This is a genomic window from Sporosarcina sp. P20a, from assembly GCF_002743175.1.
Classification (GTDB): domain Bacteria; phylum Bacillota; class Bacilli; order Bacillales_A; family Planococcaceae; genus Sporosarcina.
The window spans coordinates 26,860-52,842 of sequence record NZ_PDYT01000011.1; the positions used below are offsets into that span (position 1 = coordinate 26,860).

A 25,983-nucleotide genomic window follows, 5' to 3' on the forward strand; every position below is an offset into this window, starting at 1 on the left:
AATCAGTACACTCTCACTTTTTCTGTAATTTCTATTCTATTGCTCATCCACAATTTCTTCTGCATCAAACAATCGACTCATCGCTGTAGTTTGTGCATGATCCAAAATCGCTTGTGCTGCTTTAAATTGCGTATGCTTCATGGGACTCGGATTACTGCATAACTTGGTCAGCCATTGTTCATATGTTTTGCGATCAATCGTCGTCACTTCAAATGGAGTTCCGGGATAATCAATATAGCCGTTTCTAGAAACTATCAGCTTCTTGATAGGGATCTCCACTTTCGCTGCTTTGAAAAATGATGAAACCACTTTCTCCATTCTACTAAGTGCGATAGTAGGATTCAGTACTTTCACTTCTTCTTCACCGAACTTCTTCAGCCAAAACCTCTCGCCACTACCTATGTACGCGGCCATTCTTTCATCTTCGAGCACCGTGATGCAATAGCATGTAGTAGGTGCCAATAAAATGATATCCAACTCAACAGGTGCCTTACTGACTTTGACGATTGGATAATAAAGCAACAAAAAGCTATCAGGTAAACGCAGTAGAAGTTGCTTCAATAAGGGGTCAGAGAAATACTTTGGATCTACACGAGACCGGTCATACAATGTTGAACTCGCCCACTTTAATTGGAATTGAAACAATTGATCACGATAAGCTTTCTTTAACTGTTCAATATTCGAAGGTTGACCCGAAATCGAAGCCGAAAAACTCCTATCATTCTCACGATCTTCTACCGCTTCCTCGGAAACAGCGGCCTCATCTGTCAATTCCACATCTGCTTGCTTACGCCATTTCTTGAATAATACCGTATACCATTTTGAAGGCACTTGTACATCTTCAGGAAAAGTAGCCGCTTGCTCCGCATATAAATCGACACCGTGCTCCCATTGATTTTTGATACGTTTCCACTGATAGCGTTTCAGACGGATGAATTGTGTCGGATAGCGAGTTAAGTCATTCTCGTACCGGGAAATATAATCCGCGAGTTTAACTAGCTGGGCCATTTAATTCTCTTTCCTCATTATGACCAGCAGCCACCAACTTCGGAATTTGCGCCTCAAATGCTGTTTGCAACTTTCTCGTCAACGGCCCAGGAACTCCTTGTCCAATAGGTTGCTGATCTATTGTTACAACCGGTGTAATTTCAGCATTCGTCGACGTATAGAAAAATTCGTCCATACCTAACGCTTGCAACAATGTGAATTCTTCCTCTTTAACCGGAATCGCTAAATTCTCTGCGATCTGCAAAACGACACGACGAGTAATTCCGTTCAAAATGAAATTATTGGCAGGATGTGTATAAAGGATCCCGTCTTTAATACCGAATGCATTAGAAGATGAACCTTCACGTACTAAGCCGTCTCGAACAAACAATGCTTCTTGACATCCGTGATCAAATGCCTCTTGTTTCGCCATGACATTGCCAAGTAAATTTAAACTTTTTATATCGCAACGAAGCCAACGCATATCTTCAACAGACTTCATAGCGGCACCTTGTTGAAGGATTTCTAACGGACGTGCATTTTCTACAGCATAGCCAATCATGACAGGAACACTGTCTTCCGGGAAATGATGTGCACGCGGCGCCACACCACGTGTGACTTGTATGTAAATATGTCCAACAGATATTTGATTATCAGACTGAAGCTTTTGCACGATTTCAAGTAACTCATCAAGTGTATATGACATGCTCACGCGGATTTTTTCAGCACTCTCAAGTAATCTCTGCAAATGTTCTTTCGCCGTGTACAAAGCACCATCATACACTTTAATTACTTCATAGACTCCATCGCCAAATACATAGCCACGATCATTCACGGACACATTCAGATTATCTTCTGTTAGGAATTCCCCATCTTTGAAAAAGATCACACAACCGCCACCCTTCTATTATGAAACCTCAAGCCAAAATACTGCCAGTTTCCTCTTTTTCTATTTTCACATGTTTATGGAATAAAATCAATTAGACCTTAATAGAGTGAAGACCATTTTTTTAATCATTTCAAAACTAGTGCTAACTAGGTAACTTGTAATCTATCTATTCTAATTAATTCAAAAGTATAAGCGAAAACATGTGCGCTTTTACAAAAAATACGTTATACTACTATTGTCAGAATCATTCACTTACTATTCTGGCATAACTTAGATCTAAGGAGCGATTCAGGAAAGGTAATTTCAAAGAATACCCCAACACTCTTCTTTTGCAATGTTGGCGTGAAAATATGAAGATGAAGGAGTGGTTTCTTAGATGAACCCAGCTACCGATCGCATGTTAATTCGTATCAAAGATGTCTATCTGTTCATTCGGGATAACGGAAAAGTAACGACGGAGGACGTGGCGGATGAATTCAATATTTCATCACGCACGGCACAACGTGACTTAAACGTTCTGGAGTACAATGAATTGATTAAGAGCTCAGTCCGCGGCGAATGGACGACGACGTCCAAGAAAGTGAAATTACCTTCCTGATTTAGCCTCCTATATACAAGTGTACAAAGCAAAAAGGCTGACGCTTTTGCATCAGCCTTTTTGCTTGGAACGATCTACTTCTTTTAATTGCAGCAATTCTTCTTCTGTTAACTCGCGGTATTCCCCTAATTCCAAATCTGGATCCAAAACAAGCGGCCCCATCGTTAAACGTTTCAAATACACCACTTTTTTTCCTACCGCTTCAAACATCCGTTTCACTTGATGAAACTTTCCTTCTGTAATCGTCAGTTCAATCTCCGACTCTTCAGCAGAATGCACTATGTGTAAAATGCCCGGCTTTGTTTCGTAGGCATCATCTAAAATCACACCGCGCGCAAAAGCTTCAGTATCTTCTTCCGTTACAACGCCCGCCACTTTTGCATAATACGTTTTCGGCACTTCTTTCTTCGGTGACAACAGATTATGTGCAAGCTTTCCATCATTCGTCAGCAACAATAACCCTTCTGTGTCTTTATCCAAACGACCTACCGGAAACGGTTCGAAATGACGTTCTTCACTTCCAAGTAAATCCACGACTGTTTGATCCCGGTTATCTTCTGTCGCCGATAACACGCCAGGCGGTTTATGCATCATCAAGTAGATGAATTCCCTATAGACGACTTCTTCACCTAGCAATGAAATCGCGTCTGCATCCGGATCCACATGCTTTGCAGGATCTTTTTCCACTGCCCCATTCACCCGGATCATTCCTTTTTTCAACAGCTGCCGAACTTCTTTACGTGAACCATAACCCGTATTCGATAATAATTTATCTAACCTCATGTATTAGCCTCCAAACCCGATACGTCTCATTATACGTGTAAGACGATCTCCAAATAATTGTTGCGCAAGTCCTGATTTGAAAGACAGGAATCCATAGATCACCATTCCCACACCTGATCCAATCATGACATACAATAAAGCCTGCCAACGACCTATTGGTATGTGTACCATGTTCAAGCCTTTATTCGTCAGCCAAACACCGGCAAACATCACTGCGTTGAAAGCCAAAATCAAGAACAAGCGTCTAATGACCATTTCAGATTTATAATTTAGTGCTTTTTTAATAACGAATAAGTTAATACATACCGCTACCGTGTAGCCAATCGCGGTGGCTATAATCGCGCCATTCACTTCAAACAGTTTAATCAGTGGAATATTGATCAGCATTTTCACTAACAACCCGAGCAATGAAGTGAAGACAATCCATTTATGATGATCGATTCCTTGTAAGATTGCAGCCGTTACGGTGAACATCGCAAATAAAATCGCAACCGGTGCGTAGGCAGCTAAAACGCTTGCTCCCGCCACATCATACTCATACAAGAATTGATAGACTTCATTGTTTAAGACAATCAATCCAATAACCATTGGAATCGTCAAGAACAACATAATTTGATACGTCTGATCGAGTGAACGTGTGATGCCCTTTTGATTGTTAGATGTGTAATCCTTCGTGATAATAGATATCAGCGCCATCGAAAATCCTGTCGCGACCATCACAGGTATCATCACAATCTTATGTGTTAAAAAGTTCAGTTTTGTTAAATATAAATCGGAGACACTGGAAAGTCCGATTGATTTCATAGCGCCGTTGAATGTAATCATGTCGACGAATTGATAGATTGGATTAATCGTTCCGACCAATACAAACGGCAATACGTACGCAAGGACTTCCGTATAAATTTGTTTCAAGGATACCGAACTCGCTGGTGGGCTATTCGATAACAAATAATCGAATTCATCTTGATACTTTTTCCAGTAATAGTAGAGACTCCATAAACCAGCAAGCGCTCCAATAAACGCAGCAAACACTGCAAACTGTACAGCAATTCTTGGGGATAGATCCAGTACATTGACGACCACGAACGCTCCAACGAGCACAACGATGATCCGTACGATTTGTTCAATTAATTGAGAGACAGATGTAGGTTCGAATTTTTGATAACCTTGCAAAAATCCTCGGGCGATACTAAGTAACGGTACCGCAAGCAAAGCAAAACTGACCCAGCGAATGACAGTCGCAATATCTTGAACTGTGAAAATCTGTTCCTCATCCTTGATGACAAGTTCCGCGATCGGAGTCGCAAGGAAAAACAACGCAAGAAACGACAGCAAGCCTGTGATAGACATGACGACCATACCCGATTTCATCAACTTCCGTCCGGTCGCATAATCGCCTAACGCATTGTATTTAGAAACAAACTTCGATATGGCGAGCGGTGCCCCGGATACCGCGACCGCCAGCGCTAGATTATACGGTATGTATGCGTATTGATAGAGACCGACACTCTTTTCTCCAACGATTGCGTAAAACGGAATTACATAGAGCAAACCGAGTGCCTTCGATAAAAATAAGCCAATCGTTAAAATGGCTGTGCCTTTCAATAAATTCGATGCCATAATTGATTCCTTCCATTCCTAAAGAGATTCTTGTATAGTTTACCCCTCGACACGCTTTTGCACAATCTTTATCTAAAGTCCAAATCAAAAAGCAACCATGCCCATATGGTGTATAATGAGAGACAAAATGAAATGAAAGAGTGGTTCTACAATGTATGATGTAATCGTAATTGGTGGCGGTCCTTCAGGTTTAATGGCCTCCATTGCAGCAGCCGAACAAAAAAAGCGCGTTCTATTAATTGAAAAAGGACGGAAACTCGGCAATAAACTAGCCATTTCAGGCGGCGGTCGCTGTAATGTCACAAATCGACTTTCTCAAGAAGAAATTATTAAACATATACCAGGAAACGGAAAGTTTTTATATGGACCGTTCTCTGTCTTTAACAACCAGGATATCATTCACTACTTCGAAGGCCTTGGCGTGCCTTTAAAAGAAGAAGATCACGGACGGATGTTCCCTGTTTCGAATAAGTCAAAAGATGTCGTAAACGCCCTCTTGAATCAGATGGATGAATTAGGCGTGGAAATACGATTGGAAAGCCGAGTACAGAAATTATTAATGGATGACGAAAAGATCCTAGGCGTTCGGTTAGAAGATGGTGAAGAAGTACGCGCTCATGCAGTAGTCGTTGCAGTCGGAGGCAAAGCCGTTCCACAAACAGGTAGCACAGGAGACGGATACCCTTGGGCTGAACGAGCGGGTCATACCGTAACGAAATTGTATCCGACTGAAGTGCCGTTACTATCCCGCGAGCCATTTATCGTCTCAAAAGATTTACAAGGCCTTGCGTTACGTGACGTCAAAGTATCCGTATTGAATAAAAAAGGAAAAACACTTGTGACACATCAAATGGACATGCTCTTCACCCATTTCGGATTAAGTGGTCCTGCGATTTTACGTTGCAGTCAATATGTTGTCAAAGAGCAGATGAAGAACGGCAAGCAGCCCGTATTACTACAAATTGATTCGATACCTGATCAACATGAAGAACAATTGACGCAGACAATCGCGAAAATTTTAAAAGATGAACCAAAAAAACAAGTGAAAACCTCATTGAAGGGTCTCGTGCCCGAACGGTGGTTATTGTTTTTATTGAAGAAAGCAGATATCGGAGAAACTGAAATCGGCATAGATATAAAGCGTGACGCTATACGTACACTCGCAAAACTTCTGAAGACGTTCCCTGTCCATATTACAGGAACACAACCGATCGAGAAGGCGTTCGTTACAGGTGGCGGTGTTTCAGTTAAAGAAGTGGAACCGAAAACGATGGCTTCACGTAAGAAAGTAGGTCTGTTTTTCTGTGGAGAAATTTTGGATATCCATGGATATACGGGTGGCTATAATATTACCGCAGCTCTTGTGACGGGTCGTTTAGCCGGGATGAATGCTGGATTATTGGAGTGACTTTGAGTTGTCTTATGAGCGGTTGGATCGTTTGATAGAGCGATTAGCCCGTCCCATTGAGCGGATAACGCGACACTTTGAGCGATCAGCCCGGCCGATAGAGCGGATAACGCGACACTTTGAGCGCTTAGCCCGGTTTGATAAAGCGGATAGCGCGACACATAGAGCGCCTCCCCAGTCCGATAGAGCGATTAGCGCGACACATAGAGCGCTTAGCCCGTCTGATAGAGCGGTTAACCCGACACATAGAGCGCTCGCCCCAGTTGATAGAGCGCTCAACCAACATAACAAAGCACATACCCCATAAATACGATCACAACAAAAAAAGCCGGTTGGAGAAATTAATCTCCAACCGGCTTTCTACATTTCATTAACCCGCTACAATATTAACAAGGCGTCCAGGAATCGCAATGATTTTCTTCAATTCCTTACCTTCCATCCACTGCTTCACGTCTTCGTTCGCTAAAGCTACATGCTCTAGCTCTTCTTTCGAGCTATCTTTGTCTACAGTAATTTTCGCACGAATTTTACCGTTGATCTGTACCGCCACTTCAACTGTGTCGTCTACTAATTTTGTTTCGTCAAATGTCGGCCACTGTGCATAAGCAATCGTGTCCGTGTGACCTAGTTTCGACCACAGTTCTTCAGCCAAGTGAGGCGTGATAGGTGAAATTAATAGTAGGAATCCTTCGATGTATGCTTTTGGCAACTTCTCCACTTTATAGCTTTCATTGATGAATACCATCAATTGGGAAATCGCTGTGTTATTGCGCATAGCTTCGTAATCTTCCGTTACTTTTTTGACTGTCTGATTATAGACTTTCTCAAGAGGTCCACCTGTTTCATCCGTCAATTTATCTGTCAATGTATCATCTTCATTGACGAGTAGACGCCAAATGCGGTCAAGGAAACGACGAGATCCGTCCAAACCATTTGTTGACCATTCTTTCGACGCGTCAAGTGGTCCCATGAACATTTCATAAATGCGCAATGTGTCTGCACCGTGTGAATGAACGATATCATCCGGGTTGATGACGTTGCCTAGTGACTTAGACATTTTCACATGTCCTTCGCCTAAAATCATCCCTTGGTTGAAGAGCTTTTGGAACGGCTCTTTCGTTTGTACAACACCAATATCGTACAATACTTTATGCCAGAAACGAGCATACAATAAATGCAGAACTGCGTGTTCCGCTCCACCTACGTAAATATCAACTGGCAACCAACGCTCAGCCAATTTCGGATCAATGATCATGTCATCGTTATTCGGATCGATATAACGCAAGTAATACCAGCAGCTTCCTGCCCATTGTGGCATCGTGTTCGTTTCACGACGACCTTTCATACCTGTTTCTGGATCAACTACATTGACCCACTCTGTAATATTGGCAAGTGGTGATTCACCTGTTCCACTCGGCTTGATATTGTCTGTTACCGGCAACATCAATGGCAATTCCGATTCATCGACAGTAGTCATCGTGCCATCTTCCCAGTGAATGACAGGGATTGGCTCGCCCCAATAACGTTGACGGGAGAATAACCAGTCGCGCAGACGATACGTAATCTTGCGTTCGCCCGTACCATTCTCTTCGAACCATTCAATCGACTTGGAAATAGCTTCTTCTTTGCCTAAGCCATTCAAGAAGTCCGAGTTGACGTGCTCGCCTTCTCCTGCATATGCTTCTTCTTCAATGTTACCGCCTGCAACCACTTCCACAATCGGCAAATCGAATTTCTTTGCAAACTCATAGTCACGCTCATCATGTGCAGGAACTGCCATGATCGCACCTGTTCCATACGTAGCCAGGACGTAATCCGCGATCCAGATCGGCATTTTCGCACCGCTTGCTGGGTTGATTGCATACGCTCCAGTGAATACGCCTGATTTGTCTTTTGCCAAATCTGTACGCTCAAGATCACTCTTTGATTTTACTGAATCAATGTATTCTTCGACTGCTTTACGCTGTGCATCGGTAGTAATCGCGCTAACTAATTTATGTTCAGGTGCCAATACTGCATATGTCGCACCGAAAATCGTGTCTGGACGTGTAGTGAACGCTTCGAATGAATGCTCAGTATCCGCAATTTCAAACTTTAATTGTGCACCTTCAGAACGACCGATCCAGTTACGCTGCATATCTTTTAAGCTTTCTGGCCAATCCAAATCATCCAAGTCTTCTAACAGACGATCTGCATATTCCGTAATACGCAAAACCCATTGGCGCATCGGACGACGTTCAACTGGGTGATTTCCACGCTCAGATAAGCCGTCGATGACTTCTTCATTTGCCAGTACTGTTCCTAGTGCCGGGCACCAGTTGACAGCTACTTCATCGATATATGCAAGGCCACGTTTATACAGTTGAATGAAGATCCACTGTGTCCATTTATAATAGCTTGGATCCGTTGTATTGATTTCACGAGACCAGTCATAAGAAAATCCAAGATCCTGCATTTGGCGTTTAAATGTTGCAATGTTCTTCGCTGTGAATTCAGCTGGATCATTTCCTGTATCAATCGCATACTGCTCAGCTGGCAATCCGAATGCATCCCATCCCATAGGATGCAATACGTTATATCCTTGCTTACGTTTGAATGCACTTAAAATATCTGTCGCGATATAGCCAAGCGGGTGTCCAACGTGCAGACCCGCGCCTGACGGATATGGGAACATATCCAATGCATAAAACTTAGGCTTGGATGGATCATCAATCATTTTATATGTATCGTGATCCTTCCAATACTTTTGCCATTTCTCTTCAATTTTCGTGTGTTGATAACTCATGTCAAAAACTCCTCCAATAAGATTCAATTTCTGCTTCATGTATTGGTGCGTACAGATAAAAAAAGACTCCCGTCCCTCTGTAAAGGGACGAGAGTCTATATAGTTTCCCGCGGTACCACCCAAATTGACGGATTATGCCGTCCAACTTGATTCCTTAACGCGGAGTACGGTATTAGTTAAAAGTATTCACCAATACAGGCTCAAAGGCGAGTTCGTTCTTCACTCATACAGACTTGCACTAGCCGTCTGCTCTCTAAAAAGTAGCGTAAGAAGTACTATTCCTCATCATGGCCTTCATTATTTTATTCAGTTTACCCGAAACGCAAGCTGAATACAAGCCTTCTCTGTTGCTTTTTGTCGTATACTAAATAGTTCCTGCGGTTTGTTGTGTGATATCCCTGTATATTCCGTGGTACAATGTCTGATGTAAAGGAGCTGTACATAATGAATGAAATCAATCTTCCGTTTCCAAGTGAAGGGAAACGATACCATACATGGTCAAGACATTTGAAAGATACATTCGGTTGTAAAATTGCGAAAGTAGCGCTTGACGCGGGGTTTGATTGCCCGAATCGTGATGGAACTGTTGCACATGGCGGCTGTACGTTTTGTAGCGTGGCAGGCTCAGGAGATTTCGCAGGCGATCGCGTTGATGCAATTGAAGTTCAATTTGCTGAAATCAAAGAACGTTCTCAACGAAAATGGAAAGACGCGAAATACATGGCTTATTTTCAAGCCTATACGAATACACACGCCCCTCTTCCCGTTCTAAAAGAAAAGTTCGAAGCGGCGTTGGCACAAGAAGGCGTTGTGGCATTATCGATTGCGACGCGTCCTGACTGCCTACCAGATGACGTGGTAGAGTATTTAGCTGAACTCAATGAACGCACCTATCTATGGGTAGAACTCGGCTTGCAAACTGTTCATGAATCTACCGCAAAACTCGTCAACCGCGCGCATGATTTCGAATGCTATAAAGAAGGTGTCGACAAGTTACGTAAACATAATATTAATATTTGCAGTCATATCATCAACGGCTTACCTGGTGAAACCGAGGAAATGATGATGGAAACCGCTCAAGCCGTTGCTGAACTTGATGTGCAAGGTATTAAAATTCATTTACTGCATTTATTAAAAGGAACACCTATGGTCAAACAATACGAAAAAGGCAAACTTGAATTTTTAACGAAGGAAGCGTATATCAATCTAGTCGTCGACCAACTGGAAATCATGCCTCCTGAAATGATTGTGCATCGCATCACGGGTGACGGCCCAATCGATTTATTAATTGGACCGATGTGGAGCGTCACAAAATGGGAAGTACTGAATGGCATTGATCAAGAACTGGAAAGACGTAATAGTTGGCAAGGGAAAAAATATTTGCAAGAGGTGAAATAATGTGACAAACATATTGCTGCACCGCGTATTGCCGATAGCGAAACGGCTTATTACTGAACGCGTGCAGCCTGGAGATACAGTCGTCGATGCGACCGCTGGTAACGGTAACGACACACTCTTCTTAGCTGACTTAGTCGGTGACGAAGGACGTGTTTTGGCATTTGATATTCAGCAACAAGCCCTTAAAACAACTGAGCAACATCTTGGTGAGCTAGCCAGTCGCGCTACACTCATTCATGATAGCCATGCGAATGTCCGCCAATACGTAGAGGGCGAAATCAGCGGAGCTATGTTCAACTTAGGCTATTTACCATACAGTGACGATCCCAGTATCATCACGACGCCTTCTTCTACGATTGCCGCACTCGATGCGTTACTTGGTTTACTAAAAAAGTCTGGAATCATCACAATCACTGTTTATGATGGACATGAAGGCGGAGCTGAAGAACGTGATGCACTGCTTGACTATGTCTCGACTTTGCATCAAGGTGATGTGCATGCGATCCGCTATGAATTGCTAAATCAGAGAAGAAACCCTCCGTTTTTACTTGCACTGGAGAAAATGAAAGATTTTACAGAAGTGCGTACAGTAGAAGCTGGAGAATCATAAAACCCGTTGCCACCCAACATGGTGGCAACGGGTTTTAATTAATCAAATTTACGGATATCTGCAATTGGATCGATTTCTAAAAAGTCTACTTCATTCACAAATCGCACTAGTTTTTCTGCAGTTTCAAAGGCTGAGCTTAACTGACCTTCCCGTTTATAAGCTTCAAAACGCTTCAAGTGTGGAAATTGGTGTTCAGATGATGAACGAATCGTCTCTTGCATCCCTGTATCGATAATGCCTGGTGCAATTGATACAATTCCAGTTGGATAATTCGCCATTTTCTGCTCCTCTGCAACGACACGTGAAAACTGATCAAGTCCAGCCTTCGTCGTACAATAAATCCCCCAACCTTCATACGCACTGCGCCCTGCTCCAGAAGAAATATTCATGATCTTTTTTGTTCCCTTGAAATCTTTCAATGTATCGATAAATGTATTCATTAAGTGAATCGGTGCCGTTAAATTCACTTTAATTGCCTGCTCCACTTTTTGAGCATCCAATGAACCTACCAAACTAATCGGATCTACCATACCTGCGTTATTGATCAATGTGAATGAACTAGCTTCGTCCATATGTTGACTCACTATTCCTCCAAGAATGGCAGTCGCTCTCTCACAGTCTGCGAGATCTACTTCATACATGGAATGCAGCTGATCTGGATTCGTTCGTGCCATTCCGTATACTGTTGCTCCCGTTTCTTCAAATTGACTAAGTAATTGTTGACCGATTCCTTTTGAAGCGCCTGTAATGATGATAATATCCATTTGTATCTGCTCCCTTTTTATACGAATCAACTAATTAGTGATTCTATGTATGTTGTTGCACCTTCCACCGTCTTATTCGGTAACTCAAAAAATAATATCCAGCAATACACCGCAATAGCCACTATAATGACGATCAATAAAATCGCTTGACGTTTATTCATTACTTCACGTCCCCCACCCATTCGACTCTCTAATTTCTACTATATCACAATAAACAAACGAGTCCGCCACTCAAGTTTCATTGAATGACGAACCCGATAACTGAATTTACGTGTACGAAACAAATTTTTGTGCTCCTCCATTTTTAATACGAAGTAAATCTGCCAGTGTCTTCACACCATGACGATCGAGTTTTCTTAGTAATGCAGTGAAGACATGTGCTGTCGTCAACGCATCGCCTAATGCACGATGGCGTTCGAAAATCTCTGTACCGAATAGACGTGCATAGTCTTCCAAGTCCTGCTGTTCACCCGTCGGATCCAAGTAATTTATCAAATGCATTGTATCAAATGATGTAGGGACTTGAAATGTACATTTCTGACGGCTTAGTTCTATCTTAATGACCATTTCATCAAAACTGACATGGTGCCCAACCCATCCTGCACTTTTATGTTTTTCAATAAACGCAAAATATTCTTCGATAGCCGGGAGAGGCATCGGTGCATGGTCGACTTGTGATTGCTGTATAGTCGTCAGTTTGCTGATGACAGGAGGTATATCCCTGGATGGATTCACAAATGTTTGAAATACATGGTCCGTAACCTCAAATCCTTCAACTTGTACGGCACCTATCTCAATCATCCGATCGTCTGCACCAATTGCAAAACCGGTAGTTTCTGTATCAAATACTGTAAAGTTCATATCTTGCAGCGGCGTATTTAGTTGAATTGATTGCTGTAATTCATATGTCAATTTCTTCTTTTTCCAAAACACGATATCGCCCCCCCTACCTCTATAGTACATTATGCGCCAATTTTGTACAGGGACCTTTATCTGCATTATCTTAAAGTTTTGATAATAAATGCGATTGAAGTGCTCTGACTGTATCTAGCGTTGTGCGTAATTCGTTCAATTCCCATCTTCTCAGCTTGCGCAAGTCGATTTCTGTAGATATTTTCTCTCCACGTAAATGTTTCTCCCACGACATGGAAATACGAATACTCAAGGATATTTCATACGCATGGCGAATTTCTTCCGCAAAGTCTTTAGTGAATTTCTTCTTTTTCTGCAAAGCTGATATAATCTCAAGAGGTGTCGCGTTGACAATCCCATTATTGACCGCTAAGATTTGCAAACAATGATGAAGCGGGAATAAAGCATGTTTCTTAATATCAATTACATCCGCTTTACTGCGGCCCCTGAAAATGTTCAAAAAGTTTTGTTGCAATTGTGGTATCGGTTTTTCTCTTTCCTGTTGTGCCATATAGTAAATAAACGTAGCAGATTTTCTTAACAAATCATGGACCATTTCAATAAATCGATCATTGACAGCAGTTTCACCGTAGAGGAATCGGAATGACAGGAAGTTATATCCGAGTAAGATTTGTTCAGGTGTAGATTGCAGCGCCCATTGGCGAATGCGCTCGTGCCAAATTGCCATCGTGCCGCGCCACTGCGATTCACTAGCCATCATGAATCCGATACACCTAGTATATCCAGCTTGCTCAAGATGAACGACAATTTCATTGCCCAGAAGTTCGAAATAGTTCTCTACTTGTTCAGACTCTTCTCTCGTTACATCTTCATAGACAAGGAAGTGATCCTGATCTGTCAGCATAAACTGCTCTCCACGTGCACCACTGCCCATCTGGTACCAGGCAAACGCAACAGGTGGTCTACCTTTCCCCTGATCTTCAAGTGATTGCACAGCGAGCATAACGCAGTGCTTGGCTAGACGATCATAGAACTTCGTAATGATTTCCAATGTATGGATCGTGGATATTTCATCCTGTATTAAGTTGGACAACACATCGTAAATCGCCGCTTTCACAATAGGTAATTTTTCAAAGGAAGCTTCTTCTATCGTTTTTAAAATATTCATGGAGTTACGATCGCGTTTCGTCATCAACGTAGCAAATGTAACGATTCCTATAGGCTTGCCTGCTTTGACTACCGGTAAATGCTTGATGCCATGTTTATAAAATTTAGTCAATGCCTCATAATAATAATCGGATACCTTGATCGTATGGGGGTTTTTCGTCATGACATCTCTTGCCTTGAGTCCGCTTGGAGAACCTCCACCCGCTATCACTCGTTCGACCAGATCTTTTTCCGTTACGATTCCGAGGAGTTTACCCGACTGATCTGTAACAATAATGGAACTGATGGAGTGTTTAATCATCAATTCAGCGATTTCTCTCGTTTCCGCTTCCGCATGGATTGTCACCACTGGACTGCTCATGAAATCCTGTACTCGACGGACATACGGTTCACTTTCACCATATTCGTCAGCCAAACGAACTTGCTCCCCTAATGAGGTATAGACATTTGCTAAACGAATCGACATTTTGCGCAAGACATAATCGCGCACATTTTGATCGTCCATCCGATGCTTAATCACTTCATACGGAACTTGGAGACAAACGGAGCCCTCTGCTACGACCATATCAATATGATGCTTATCCAATGGTCGAGCCATTTCCCCTAAATAGTAAGCAAAGTTGGAAAAGCCAATGATTTCATTTTCTTGAATAATCTCCAGCGTTACCGAGCTGCCATCTTGTCCTTCTATCTGAACCTCCGCAGACCCTTTCAACACAATGAGCAACCCTTCTTGGGGTGTTTTGAAATAGTTAGATTTCTCCGCTTCTTCATACATTCTCAGCTTGCATTCAAGCAACAACTGTTCAAATTCCTTGTTTGGCGTGTTTATAAATAACGGATTTTCATGAATTTTATCATACCATTCCTGATCTTTCACCATCTTCAGCATTTCAACCCCCCCTGTTTCGTATTAGCTATCACGCGACTTCACTTCATATTATTCAAATACAAATATCATCAGTACCTATATGTTTCCCCCTATTACTCTTCAAGCGAGAATGTTCCATAAACAATCAATGTCTTGCCTACATCTGCAGTGTGTCATTTTAATAAAAAATGGCCCCCTCTTCTGTCGTGCTTGTAGAAGAGGGAACCATTTGTTGAAAATCAAGCTAGTTATTAAAGATCAAGCTCTTTGTAGCCAGTTTCTGCTTTGAAACGAACTTCTGCATAAGAAACTTCATCTTTCTCGTGACGTTTAGAGCTAACAAGTGTACCAATGACTGCAGCAAGGAAACCTGCAGGTACGGAAACAATAGCCGGGTTAGCATACGGGAAGATTGGATTACCAGTGATTAGAGTAGCACCTTCAACTGGGTTCATTACAGAAGGACTGATGGCAACAAGAACTAACGCAACGATAAGACCTGTCAACATAGATGCAACCGCACCTGTTGTGTTGAAACGCTTCCAATAGATTGTTAAAAGAATCGTTGGTACGTTTGCGGATGCAGCAACACAGAATGCTAGTGATACTAAGAACGCAACGTTCAACTTTTCTGAACCAAGTGCTAGAAGGATAGAGAATACACCGATAGCGATGGAAGCCCAGCGAGCAGCATTTACCTGTTGTTTCTCTGTTACGTTACCATTTTTAAAGATTTGTCCATAAATATCGTGAGCGATTGCAGATGCACCTGAAAGTACAAGACCTGCAACAACTGCTAGGATTGTTGCAAAAGCAACGGCTGCTACGAAGGATTCCAGTGCGTCTCCTCCAAGAACTCCAGCTAGCATTGGTGCTGCCATGTTCCCCGCAGCGTTTTCTGCGATAATTGCGTCTGATCCAACGAATTTAGCTGCGCCAAATCCAAGGAAAATCGTCAATACATAGAAGATACCAATAATCCATACAGAATAAATTACGGAAGAACGTGCTGTTTTCGCATCTTTAACTGTGAAGAAACGCATTAAGATGTGTGGAAGACCAGCAGTACCTAAAACTAGTGCTATCAATACTGATATAAGACCGATTGTATCTGTATAAACAACCCCTGAGTGAAGGAATGCTTCACCATGTGGAGTAGCAGTTTTCATTGTCTCGAACATACTGATAAAATTGAAGTTAAACTTCATAAGTACCAAGAAGGAGATAATGATTGTACCCAACATCAAAAGAATTGCTTTTACGATTTGTACCCAGCTTGTTGCAGTCATTCCACCAAATAGAACGTAGATTAACATCATCGTTCCAACGATTAGAACAGCAATCCAATACTCGATACCGAATAATAATTTAATAAGAGCACCTGCACCAACTAATTGTGCAAGCATGTAGAACATTACGATTGTAATTGTGTTCAATGCTGCTGCTCCACGCACTTTCTTAGCGCCGAAACGAGCACCAATCATATCTGCCATCGTAAACTTACCCAAGTTACGTAGTGGTTCAGCAATCAAGAATAAAACAACTAGATAGGCTGTTAACCAACCAATACTATAGTAGAAACCATCAAATCCGTTAAGTGAAATCGCACCTGCGATTCCTAGGAAAGATGCGGCTGATAAGTAGTCCCCAGCAATCGCCATACCATTTTGCCAACCTGTTAATGAACCACCGGCAGTATAGAAATCACTTGCGGTAGTAGTTTGCTGTGCCGCCCAATATGTAATGTAGAGCGTCAGCGCAATTACTGCGAAGAATATAACATATGAAATCCAACTCATGAACAAAACCCCCTTATTTTAAAACATTTTTCTCTATAATCTTATCTACTTCAACATCAAATTGTTTTGCTTTGTTCATGTAAATGGATGTGAATATCCATACCATCACGAACATGGAGAATGCATAGATCCAAGTCCATGTCATCGCACCAATTGCAGGTGTTTCTAAAATTTTTGTATAACCAGTTAATAATGGAAGAAGGAAGTACGCCGCGAAGAAGAAAACAACATAAGGTCTAGAGAAGTTCTGCTTTCTTTTTACAAGACCTTTAAAGTCTTCTGATTGAACAAGCTTTTCATAGTCCATTGTGGATTTCCCACGTGCCACTTGATTAGTCATTAGTTAATCCCCTTTCTATTTTATATTACGAAGTAAAGTAGTTCATATTCCCCCCATTTCAATGAAACCGCTTTCACCATCGAGCTAAATCGATAATGTATTACAGCGTATTCGGATATCCATTTGTTATAGTACACATGTAAACGATACCAAACGTTTACATGATTTGCAATAACTTTTTAGAAGATTTGTAAAATTTAATCTACTAAAGGAAGCAAATCCACTATAGACATTAATCTATCAAATACAAGCGGAAACTACAAGAACTATTTGCATTTGTCTCAACATTTTTAAAGTTTATCTTATATAGCGTTATGGAAGTTTCCAATTATTTCTTTAAATTTTGCTTAATACTGTTAAACAACAGAAAAAAGTTGTAGTATATTGTATATTGGTTATCAGTAAAAATAGCTTTACGTGAAGACAACTTTTGGAGAAAGATGGTGGGATAAATTGCCTATACCAACTAACCATGCACTACCCATACGAAAGACAGCCAAGGAAAATGCGTTTAGTCAACTGCAAAAATGGATTATTGATGGTACCCTACAGCCCGGAGAAAAGTTAAATGACGTTGAATTAGCAGAAGCGCTTGGAGTAAGTCGGACGCCCATACGGGAATCACTACAATTATTAGAAGTTCAAGGATTTGTTCAAATGTTTCCGGGTAAAGCAACCCAAGTGACAGATGTAGATCGTGAATCTATTTCAGATTTGCTCCCCCCACTCGCTGCGTTGCAAGCATTATCAGCTGAACTTTGCATACCCAATCTAACTGAAAGTATTATTAAGAAATTACGTGAAACGAATAAGATATTCGCGCTAGCAGTTGAAAAGGAAGATTATTTCCAAGCTTTGAAAACAGATGAGAAATTCCATCAAATCATTGTAGACACAGCGAATAATCCATACATTTCTTCGATGCTTGTCTCATTACAAGCTCATGTGCGTAGACTCTTCTTTCATAATTCCATTATACTGACGGAGAAATCGATTGCAGAACATGATCAGATTATAGATTTAATGAGTAAGCGCGATGGTGAGCAAGTTACAAAAGTTATGAGGGAAAATTGGTTACGCGCGATCGAGGAGTTTCATTCGATTGAAAAAGTCGATTCGTAAATAGATAGGAAAACAGGATCCGGAATAATCGGATCCTGTTTTCATTTTATGCTTTTTCATTAGTAGAGATCACTTGGACACTTTGCGCTCTTTTATTGTTTACTATCGCTACAATAGCCGTTACAACTATCACGATCAATACAGGAACTAACCAGCCGATACCCTCTGTATAGTATGGGATGTACGCAGTATACGCCTCTTGTACAGTCTCAAGCCAATTCGGCATGGGCTTCTCTACTAGTGAATAAAATTTCACAAGCGCTTCAATGAAACTGACAAAGAAAGCCGTTATGGTCGCTGTTCGATATACCAAACTGGATTGATGGAATAAAGGGCCGGTGAACGTCAACAGAATTAAAACCATTGCCAGTGGATAAAGTAGAACGAGTACAGGAAGCGAGTAATTAATAATATTCGCTAAACCGAAATTCGCTACGACCAAACAAAATACTGAAAAGAAAACTACAAAGACTTTATAACTTATTTTCGGGATAATCGTATGGAAGTATTCTCCACATGCAGTCAGTAGCCCTATAGCCGTCGTTAGACAAGCAAGCATAATCACTACACCGAGCAACACTAGACCTGTTGTACCGAATAAATGCGAGGAAGTTTCACTTAACACAGAACCTCCACCATCCAGATAGCCAAATAAATCAACCGATGTGGCACCCAGATAGGCAATACCGATATATATAATGGCTAAAAATCCAGCTGCCACAAATCCTGTCTTAACCGTAGAAGACAATATTTGCTTCTTACTAGTAATGCCCATTGCACGCAATGCGTTAATCACAATGATTCCGAATACTAACGAAGCTAGTGCATCCATCGTGTTATAGCCTTCAAGAAAACCTGTAAAGAACGGGGTTTCATTATAAGGCGCTTGCGATACTTGCGCACTTCCCATCGGACTAAGAAGAGTCATACCAATTAAGCCGATCAATATGATAATGATAAGTGGTGACAAATACTTACCGACCCGGTCGACAATTTTTGCAGGGTTCAATGATAGCCACATGCTAATACCAAAGAAAGCTAATGTAAATATAAAACGTGCGAGATCGATTGAAAATCCGTTTAAAAATGGCGCAACACCAATATCAAATGCTACAGCTCCTGTACGTGGTGCTGCAAAGAAAGGCCCAATCGTTAAGTAAAGTATCGCTGTAAATAGAATAGCGTATACTGGGTGAATTCGGCTTGCTAAGTCTTGCAAATCTTTCCTGCCAGAAAAACCGATTGCCAATATACCTAAGAAAGGCAAACCTACTCCAGTAAACAAAAAGCCAGCCATAGCTTTCCACGTTTGATCTCCAGCTAGCTGTCCTAGCTCTGCAGGGAAGATTAAATTACCTGCCCCAAAAAACAATGCGAATAGCATAACCCCAATAACGAGACTAGATGAAAATGATAATTTCTTCTCCATATGTATAAAATTCCTCCCAAAGTCAACAGCACTTATTTGTATGCAATATATCACGTTCCCTTATATTACTCTTCCCTATTTAGAAAATCAACAGCCAGTCAAATCATTTAACTTTTGTCTATATTGCCAACTTACTGACTATTAAATCTGAATTACAATAGAGTTCTCAAAACAGAAAAAACTGACCTCAAAAGAGATCAGTTTACACTAATAAGAAAAATAAATGTAATGAACTAGATTAGATAGAAAGCAGTTTTGGGTTTCCATTGCAGAGTCGGTTAACAGTGCCACGCTACTCCCCCAAAACTTGCCTGCGATTCAAAAACTATTCCATCAAGTCAAAACAAATTTCGTCTTGCTGTAACCTTCTTTCAACTTGGTTACTTGCAATGTAGCAGGTATAGCCTCTTTCATTTCATCGATATGTGAAATGATGCCGATCATACGACCCGACTGTTGAAGAGCGATCAGTGTATCAATAGCTTTTTGGATAGCCTCCTCATCCAATGCACCAAATCCTTCATCAATAAACATCGTCTCCATACGAACAGCACCTTGGAAGCTTTGAATGACATCTGCCATACCCAGCGCCAAACATAAGGAGGCGTTAAACTTTTCACCACCTGATAACGTCTTAACGTCTCGTGTCTGTCCTGTATACGCATCATGAACGTCAATACCTAATCCACTTTGTTTCCCTCTGGTTTCCTGACGATCACTGCGGACGAGTTCATATTGTCCATTTGATAGGTCGCGAAGACGAATATTCGCTGCTTGAATGATACGCTCTAAATACTCGATTTGAATATAACGCTCAAAGGAAATCTTCAAATGGTTTTGACCGCGGACTATATCATAGAGATTCGCAATCTTTCCATAGGTCTCTCCTAGCTCTGCTTCCTTAGATTTACTTGTTTCTAATTCATTATGAAGTTCCTGTGCCGCTTGTTCCCATGCCTTTGATTGATTGTACTGCGCAAATGCTTCTTCATATTGTGTTTTCAGCGCTTCTACTTGTTGCTCTATGATTTCAATATCAGTTGGCTGTTTGCCTTCAACTGTCTTCTTGAGTTCTTCTATGGAAGATTTTAACGTATGAAGCGTTTGGGCAAACACTTGAAGTTGGTGTTGTATAGCCTGGCGTTTTGACGTTGGCAGTTTCACTTGTATATACTTCTCTTCCGAAGTAAAGCCCTCTTCGGTCAACCGTTTTGAAAAGAAAGCCGAACTTTGATCTAATTTCTCTTTCATATCCGCTAGAGACTTTTTCTCCAGAACTTCACGAGACTCCCATTTTGTTTTCTCAGTTGAAGCGTCTTGTAAGTTCTGTTGAACAGCCTTCCAAGTACTTTCAAGTTTCTGACTAGTTGTTTCTTTAGCTGCAATTTGTTGTTGCAATGCGGATAGTTCCTGTAATTTTTCAGGAACCTTAGTGAGTGCATAGTTATAGAGCGCTCGCTTCGTTTCAAGCTCTCCTTTTGATTCGTTTCGCTGCAATTCTAATTTCTTTATTTCTTCGGTAAGTTCTTCCATGGACTTTTCCGCTTGGTTAATCTGGTCTTTCTTTTGTTTCAATAACTCTCGCTTATTTCTAAGGACAGCTACTTTCTCTGTCAGTTCTACTTGTTCTTTTTGATAATCTCGACGCAAATCTACTTGGTGCTCATCCAATTCCGCTTCAATTACTTCAATACGTTGCTGGACTTGTTGCAGTTCCGCTTGCTTAGTATGGAAAATCTGTTCTTTATTCGTTAACTCCAGCTTAGCCGTGTCTATTTCTTGCTTGGATACGTGCTCGGCTTCTACACCACCAGCTTTAGCTGGATGATCGATACTCCCGCAAACTGGGCAAGACTCTCCATCATGAAGTGAAGAAGCGAGAACTACCGCCTGATTACTGATCCAACGATTCTCAAGGGCTTGATAGGCATCTGCATAATGCTCCACTTGTTGCTTAGCCGTTTCATACTGCGCCTCAAGTTCTTGTCGTTGTGTTAGTAGATTCTTGTATGAATCCACTTGCTTTGCGATGGCTTTGCTATTTGCAAGTTGATCCAATAACTCTTCATATTCTTCTAATGAAGTTTCCAACTCTTTAACTTCATTTTTCTGAGCTGTAATAGATTCTTTTTGTTGCTTGGATGATTGCTGATTTACTAGCAAGGATTTCTCCACTTGGTCGACCGTGTTCTTGAGTGACTCTAACACTTGACGTTGTGCAGTGAGTCCCGAAACGGTTGGAAGTAAATTATTTAGCGTAAGCAACTGTTCTTTTACTTCATTTCGCTCAGATTCTTTAGCTAGCTCCTGTTCATAGGAAGCCTTTGCGGACACTAGCTTTTTCTCTGCATCCGCGAGAAACGTGACAGCTTCAGAGTAGGTACGCTCTTTCTTCTGCCATTCAGTTAAATTAGTCTTCACTTGTTGTTCTACATCTTCTAATCTCGCAGCTCGTTCAGCTTGTTGTAATTGCTGTTCAAGACTTTTCATCTCTTGTTGTTTCACTTGCATACTATCTAGTTCTTTTTGGCGTTGAAGAAGCTTTGTAAATTGTTCATTAATTGAACGCGCATCATGTAGCGCCTGTTGTTTTTCGTTATGAACAGTATAGAGTCTAGTGTGTTCTTTATGTGTTTCTTTAGATTGCGTCTCATGATGTGCATGTTCTTGTTGAAGACCTAAAACGAGCTGATGGTAGTTCGGGTACTCTGACTGTAATTCTGTAAATATTAAAGAGTCGCGCGCAGGTAACTTTGCCGGAATTTGATGAAGAATCGCATCACTCATCTGTTTTTCACGAAGGTATTCCGCGTTCGCTTCTTCTTTTTTCACTTTTAACCGTTCTACGATTTTCTGGTACGGTTCAGTTTTAAATATTTTACGCATGATTGCTTCCTTATTCGCCGTATCAGATGTCAAGAACTTACGAAATTCTCCCTGAGGTAACATCATGATTTGACTAAACTGTGCATGCGTAAAGCCTAGCAGTTGTTCAATCTTATCATTTACCTCGGTGACAATTTGGCGATCTACCGCCGGAATGAATTGCCCATCTTTTTCTTCAAATAATTCACAGCGACCTAATGTATCCGATTTATTACCCTTTTTTCTGTAAGGAATTTGACGCACGACTCGGAATCTACGCTTATGGATATCAAACGTCAATTCTACAGTCGTCTGAATTTCATCGTCTGCAAACTGACTGCGCAATGCTTTCGTATCGGTGCGATCCTCTCCACTTGCCTGTCCATATAATGCGAAGCAAATGCCATCGAAGATCGTAGTTTTTCCTGCACCCGTTTTTCCGGAAATGACAAATAAACGATGATCTTTCAAATCACGAAAATCAACTATTTCCTTATCTTTATACGGTCCAAATGCCGTCATTGTTAATGTAATGGGTTTCATGCACGATCTTCCTCCTTCATAACATCCCACAAAACTTCAGCGAATAGCTCTTTCGTTTCTTCATCTACTTCTTCGCCTTGAAGTTCTTTAAAGAAGGAAGCAAACATCGCTTGGTCGTCTTCTTTTTTCTCAACATTTACTGTTCCACCTAGACTGTCTGTAGAAGAAGCAAATAGTTTTCGTTCTACATGCATCGCATTCGGAAAGACGGAACGAATTTTCTCCATAGGTTGTATGACCGGCACCGTATCCAGCAGTTTGACGAACACATAATCTTCATTGTGTTGCATCTCCAATATCTCTTCCATCGTGCCTTCAACTGTTCGTACATCATGAAGAGGAGTCAGTAGCTTTTTCTCAATTTCCACTTCTCCATTTTCTCCTAACTCCACAATGAGGTAGCCCTTTTGATGATTCTCTTCGGAAATAGAATACTTTAATGGCGAACCGGAATAACGAATTGTTTCATTGCCTACAAAATGCGCCTGATGTAAATGACCGAGCGCTGTATAATGAAACGGCTCAAATACATCTGATGAAACATATTCAGCTCCACCAATCGATAATGGTCGTTCTGCGTCACTAGTATTCTCTTCTTTCTCACCGTGCTTCGTAATGAACGCGTGACCAACGAGAACATGTCGAGCATCTTTGTCCATTGACTGTTCTATACGCTCGATAATTTTCTTCATAGCTTGCTGATGACTAGAAATCGACTCATCTTCGAGCAAGTGACTGACAATCGAAGGATCAGCGTATGGAATTAAATGAAAATAGACATCACCATATTCGTCTTGGAGCTTTACTGGTGACAAGTGCGGGGATAATTCTCCTGTTATGTATAACCCTTGATCTTTCATGAACGTACTTCCAAAATGAAGGCGGCTAGGGCTATCGTGGTTTCCTGCAATAGCCATGACAGGAATTTTCAAATCGATGACAATCTCCTGTAAAACCTCATTCAACAGTCCTACCGCTTCCGTTGGCGGTATTGCACGATCATACAGATCCCCCGCGATAATGACCGCATCCGGTTGTTCTCTCTTAATTTCTTCTATAAATGCTTGTAAAATATAACGCTGATCTTCAGTCATATACACTCCTTGCACGAGCTTGCCGAGATGCCAGTCTGCAGTGTGGAAAATTTTCAAGATGTTTCCCCTCTCTTTATCTATAAAAATGGAGACAAGAAGAATAACGTACTAGAGAAGTGGTATAAAAATTACTCGTCTATTACGCTCATTCTTCTGTCTCAACTTACTTACTATCTACTTTTTGATCTGCCTCATTCAGTATTTCTCCAATTTTACGTTCATTGATAACGAGATCGGCAAAGCGATCCATTTCTGTAGGTTCCATATTGATAATGACCAACTTCGCGCCTTGCTCTTTTGCTATCAATGGAAATTGATTCGCAGGTGTAACGGTTAATGATGATCCAAGGACAATGAAAAGATCTGCTTTCTCACTTTCAAATATCGCTTGAATAAATGCTTCTTCCGGCAACATTTCTCCGAATAACACAACGGATGGACGTAACGTACCGCCACAATCGCAGTAAAACTCATCAAGTTCGTAACGTTCGTTGCCATATGCTTTTCCACATGTTTCACAATGGACATTGCGAAGGGTGCCATGAAGTTCCATGACGTTTTTCGAGCCCGCCATCGTATGGAAACCATCGACGTTTTGCGTAATAATTCCATTGATCAAACCATCTTTTTCCCACTTAGCTAAAATATCATGTCCTTTATGCGGTCCTGTTTCTTTTGCCGCAATGACACGTTGTTTATAAAACTGGAAAAACTGTTCCACTTGCTGATTGAGAGCTGTTACGCTTGCCACTTTGGCAGGATCTTCTGTTTCCCACATGCCCGTTTTAGCAGAACGAAAATCGGGTAGCCCGCTTTCTGTCGACATCCCTGCTCCTGTATAGACGATAGTACGTTTCGATTCGTTTAATAAATCTGCCAGCACTGTCCTCATCCTTTCAACTAGCGAAATTATGTTCTATCTATATACTAGCATATCCTGTTTTATCGCTACTTATCAAACGATACGGACATAGAAAAACGGGCATCCACAATGGATACCCGCTTTGTATTAGTTTGCTGTAATTTTTTTAATTGCTTCAAGATCAATCAATCCATCAATTTCATTTGTCTTGATATAATCTGCTTCTTGACTGATATCAGCCATCTCTTGCAATACATCTTCATTTACATCTGTTGTCACTTCGATTCGAGTGAATGCCGCTTCCAATTCATCACTAGCTATTTCTTTACCCGTTAGGTCTTTGATGTGCTTCACTACTAGTTCTTGTGCTTTTTCAGGCTCATCACGAATGAACTGAACTGCTTTTGCGTGAGCTGTCAAATAAGCAGTCGACAATTTTTCGTTTTTCAAAAATGCATCACTTGTTGCGACAACGGTGTTTGTAGATTCTTTACCCCAAGCAAAGTCTTCCCAATCGAGAATCAGTTTGCCACCCGCTTGATTTTGTAAAATATATCCCCAAGGTTCTTGTGTTGCTGCGCCGTCAACTGAATCTTGAATAAACAATGTAGCTGTATCCGCTGGTGCCGCTGCGAAAAACTCAACTGTTCCACCATTAGCTTTTGCCTTTAGATCCACATCTTTCAACGCTTTACGCAACATAACATCCTGCGTACTACCAATTACGGGAATCGCAACTCTCTTGCCGTCTAGATCCGCCAATTCATTAATTCCACTTTTACCGTTAGCTACTAGTACCGCACCGCCGTTTACCGCTCCTGAGACAATATGATACTTTGGATCTTTTACATAATAATTAATTACAGGTCCAGGTCCTACTGTTCCAATATCTATGGAATTAGAAGCCATCGCTTCCATGAATAATCCACCGTTACTCACTGTCTTCGTTGTGATCTTGATATCTTCACCGAATTCTTCTGCGAAATAATTATTCTCTAGTCCAACAATTGTTGCGATATGTGTTAAGTTTGGAAAGTATCCAATCTTTACTTCCTTTTTATCTGCACTGCCTTCTACTGTTTTCCCACATCCTGATAAAATCCCCACAATTGCTAATACAGAAAGCAGTACACCTAATCGTTTCTTATTCATATAATAATCCCCTTTTCTTTGAGC

The 25,983-nt window shown here is 41.2% G+C and carries 21 protein-coding genes and 1 other annotated feature; of the genes, 5 read left to right on the plus strand and 16 right to left on the minus strand.

All coding sequences use genetic code 11. The features are described from left to right. Positions 1-36: 36 nt before the first annotated feature. Together CSV72_RS10345 and dat are read right to left on the minus strand one after the other, a co-directional pair. On the minus strand, positions 37-1,008 hold the full coding sequence (locus tag CSV72_RS10345) for an NERD domain-containing protein (protein WP_099678295.1): 972 nt from the start codon (positions 1,006-1,008) through the stop codon (positions 37-39). Then, a complete protein-coding gene (gene dat, locus CSV72_RS10350) occupies positions 992-1,876 on the minus strand; it encodes a D-amino-acid transaminase (protein ID WP_099678296.1) in 885 nt (294 codons plus the stop codon). Before dat ends, CSV72_RS10345 begins: the two co-directional genes overlap by 17 nt. Positions 1,877-2,252: 376 nt before the next feature. Here dat and CSV72_RS10355 point away from each other — a divergent pair, with 376 nt between their 5' ends. Then, the gene (locus CSV72_RS10355; protein WP_099632754.1) at positions 2,253-2,474 is read left to right on the plus strand and encodes a DeoR family transcriptional regulator; all 222 of its coding nucleotides are present in this window, start codon (positions 2,253-2,255) and stop codon (positions 2,472-2,474) included. A 51-nt stretch (positions 2,475-2,525) separates the two neighbouring features. Here CSV72_RS10355 and CSV72_RS10360 read toward each other — a convergent pair whose 3' ends face one another. Beyond that, on the minus strand, positions 2,526-3,257 hold the full coding sequence (locus CSV72_RS10360) for a pseudouridine synthase (RefSeq protein ID WP_099678297.1): 732 nt from the start codon (positions 3,255-3,257) through the stop codon (positions 2,526-2,528). A gap of 3 nt (positions 3,258-3,260) precedes the next feature. After that, positions 3,261-4,877, minus strand: coding sequence for a putative polysaccharide biosynthesis protein (locus CSV72_RS10365; protein WP_099678298.1), 1,617 nt, complete (start codon positions 4,875-4,877; stop codon positions 3,261-3,263). A gap of 151 nt (positions 4,878-5,028) precedes the next feature. Between CSV72_RS10365 and CSV72_RS10370 the strand changes: the two genes are divergently transcribed. Continuing rightward, positions 5,029-6,285: a BaiN/RdsA family NAD(P)/FAD-dependent oxidoreductase gene (locus CSV72_RS10370; protein ID WP_099678299.1), complete on the plus strand. Its 1,257-nt coding sequence runs from the start codon at positions 5,029-5,031 to the stop codon at positions 6,283-6,285. Between the two features lie 370 nt (positions 6,286-6,655). Here CSV72_RS10370 and leuS read toward each other — a convergent pair whose 3' ends face one another. After that, on the minus strand, positions 6,656-9,070 hold the full coding sequence (leuS, locus tag CSV72_RS10375; protein ID WP_099678300.1) for a leucine--tRNA ligase: 2,415 nt from the start codon (positions 9,068-9,070) through the stop codon (positions 6,656-6,658). Positions 9,071-9,150: 80 nt separating this feature from the next. Continuing rightward, positions 9,151-9,368 (minus strand) — a binding site (T-box leader). A 146-nt stretch (positions 9,369-9,514) separates the two neighbouring features. On the opposite strand from leuS, the gene mnmL reads away from it, so the two are divergent. Then, positions 9,515-10,468 (plus strand): tRNA modification radical SAM protein MnmL/YtqA, encoded by a 954-nt coding sequence (mnmL, locus tag CSV72_RS10380; RefSeq protein ID WP_029052824.1) that lies wholly within the window; start codon positions 9,515-9,517, stop codon positions 10,466-10,468. Positions 10,469-10,478: 10 nt separating this feature from the next. Continuing rightward, positions 10,479-11,078, plus strand: coding sequence for a tRNA 5-(aminomethyl)-2-thiouridylate-methyltransferase MnmM (gene mnmM, locus CSV72_RS10385; RefSeq protein ID WP_099678336.1), 600 nt, complete (start codon positions 10,479-10,481; stop codon positions 11,076-11,078). Between the two features lie 38 nt (positions 11,079-11,116). Here the strand turns inward: mnmM and CSV72_RS10390 are convergent, their stop codons facing one another. From CSV72_RS10390 to CSV72_RS10410, 6 genes are all read right to left on the minus strand, one after another. Next, on the minus strand, positions 11,117-11,842 hold the full coding sequence (locus tag CSV72_RS10390; RefSeq protein ID WP_099678301.1) for an SDR family NAD(P)-dependent oxidoreductase: 726 nt from the start codon (positions 11,840-11,842) through the stop codon (positions 11,117-11,119). A 26-nt stretch (positions 11,843-11,868) separates the two neighbouring features. Then, positions 11,869-12,003 carry a hypothetical protein gene (locus CSV72_RS17160; protein WP_255407597.1) on the minus strand — a complete coding sequence of 45 codons (135 nt, stop codon included), beginning with the start codon at positions 12,001-12,003 and terminating at the stop codon, positions 11,869-11,871. Between the two features lie 106 nt (positions 12,004-12,109). Next, positions 12,110-12,775 (minus strand): 3'-5' exonuclease, encoded by a 666-nt coding sequence (locus tag CSV72_RS10395; RefSeq protein ID WP_233191232.1) that lies wholly within the window; start codon positions 12,773-12,775, stop codon positions 12,110-12,112. Between the two features lie 70 nt (positions 12,776-12,845). After that, on the minus strand, positions 12,846-14,774 hold the full coding sequence (locus CSV72_RS10400) for a DUF294 nucleotidyltransferase-like domain-containing protein (protein ID WP_099678302.1): 1,929 nt from the start codon (positions 14,772-14,774) through the stop codon (positions 12,846-12,848). Positions 14,775-15,004: 230 nt separating this feature from the next. Then, positions 15,005-16,552 carry a solute symporter family protein gene (locus tag CSV72_RS10405; protein ID WP_099678303.1) on the minus strand — a complete coding sequence of 516 codons (1,548 nt, stop codon included), beginning with the start codon at positions 16,550-16,552 and terminating at the stop codon, positions 15,005-15,007. Positions 16,553-16,565: 13 nt separating this feature from the next. Further along, on the minus strand, positions 16,566-16,892 hold the full coding sequence (locus tag CSV72_RS10410; RefSeq protein WP_099678304.1) for a DUF485 domain-containing protein: 327 nt from the start codon (positions 16,890-16,892) through the stop codon (positions 16,566-16,568). 453 nt (positions 16,893-17,345) lie between these two features. On the opposite strand from CSV72_RS10410, the gene CSV72_RS10415 reads away from it, so the two are divergent. Then, positions 17,346-18,014 (plus strand): GntR family transcriptional regulator, encoded by a 669-nt coding sequence (locus tag CSV72_RS10415; RefSeq protein ID WP_099678305.1) that lies wholly within the window; start codon positions 17,346-17,348, stop codon positions 18,012-18,014. Between the two features lie 46 nt (positions 18,015-18,060). On the opposite strand, the gene brnQ is transcribed toward CSV72_RS10415, so the two are convergent. From brnQ to CSV72_RS10440, 5 genes are all read right to left on the minus strand, one after another. Continuing rightward, positions 18,061-19,443, minus strand: a complete 1,383-nt coding sequence (brnQ, locus tag CSV72_RS10420; protein ID WP_099678306.1) for a branched-chain amino acid transport system II carrier protein — start codon at positions 19,441-19,443, stop codon at positions 18,061-18,063. 333 nt (positions 19,444-19,776) lie between these two features. Next, a complete protein-coding gene (locus CSV72_RS10425; RefSeq protein ID WP_099678307.1) occupies positions 19,777-22,851 on the minus strand; it encodes an AAA family ATPase in 3,075 nt (1,024 codons plus the stop codon). Continuing rightward, positions 22,848-24,002: an exonuclease SbcCD subunit D gene (locus tag CSV72_RS10430; protein ID WP_099678308.1), complete on the minus strand. Its 1,155-nt coding sequence runs from the start codon at positions 24,000-24,002 to the stop codon at positions 22,848-22,850. The genes CSV72_RS10425 and CSV72_RS10430 overlap by 4 nt, the downstream gene beginning before the upstream one ends. Positions 24,003-24,108: 106 nt before the next feature. Next, on the minus strand, positions 24,109-24,828 hold the full coding sequence (locus tag CSV72_RS10435; protein WP_099632739.1) for an NAD-dependent deacylase: 720 nt from the start codon (positions 24,826-24,828) through the stop codon (positions 24,109-24,111). A gap of 126 nt (positions 24,829-24,954) precedes the next feature. Next, the gene (locus CSV72_RS10440; protein WP_099678309.1) at positions 24,955-25,959 is read right to left on the minus strand and encodes an aliphatic sulfonate ABC transporter substrate-binding protein; all 1,005 of its coding nucleotides are present in this window, start codon (positions 25,957-25,959) and stop codon (positions 24,955-24,957) included. Between the last annotated feature and the right edge of the window lie 24 nt (positions 25,960-25,983).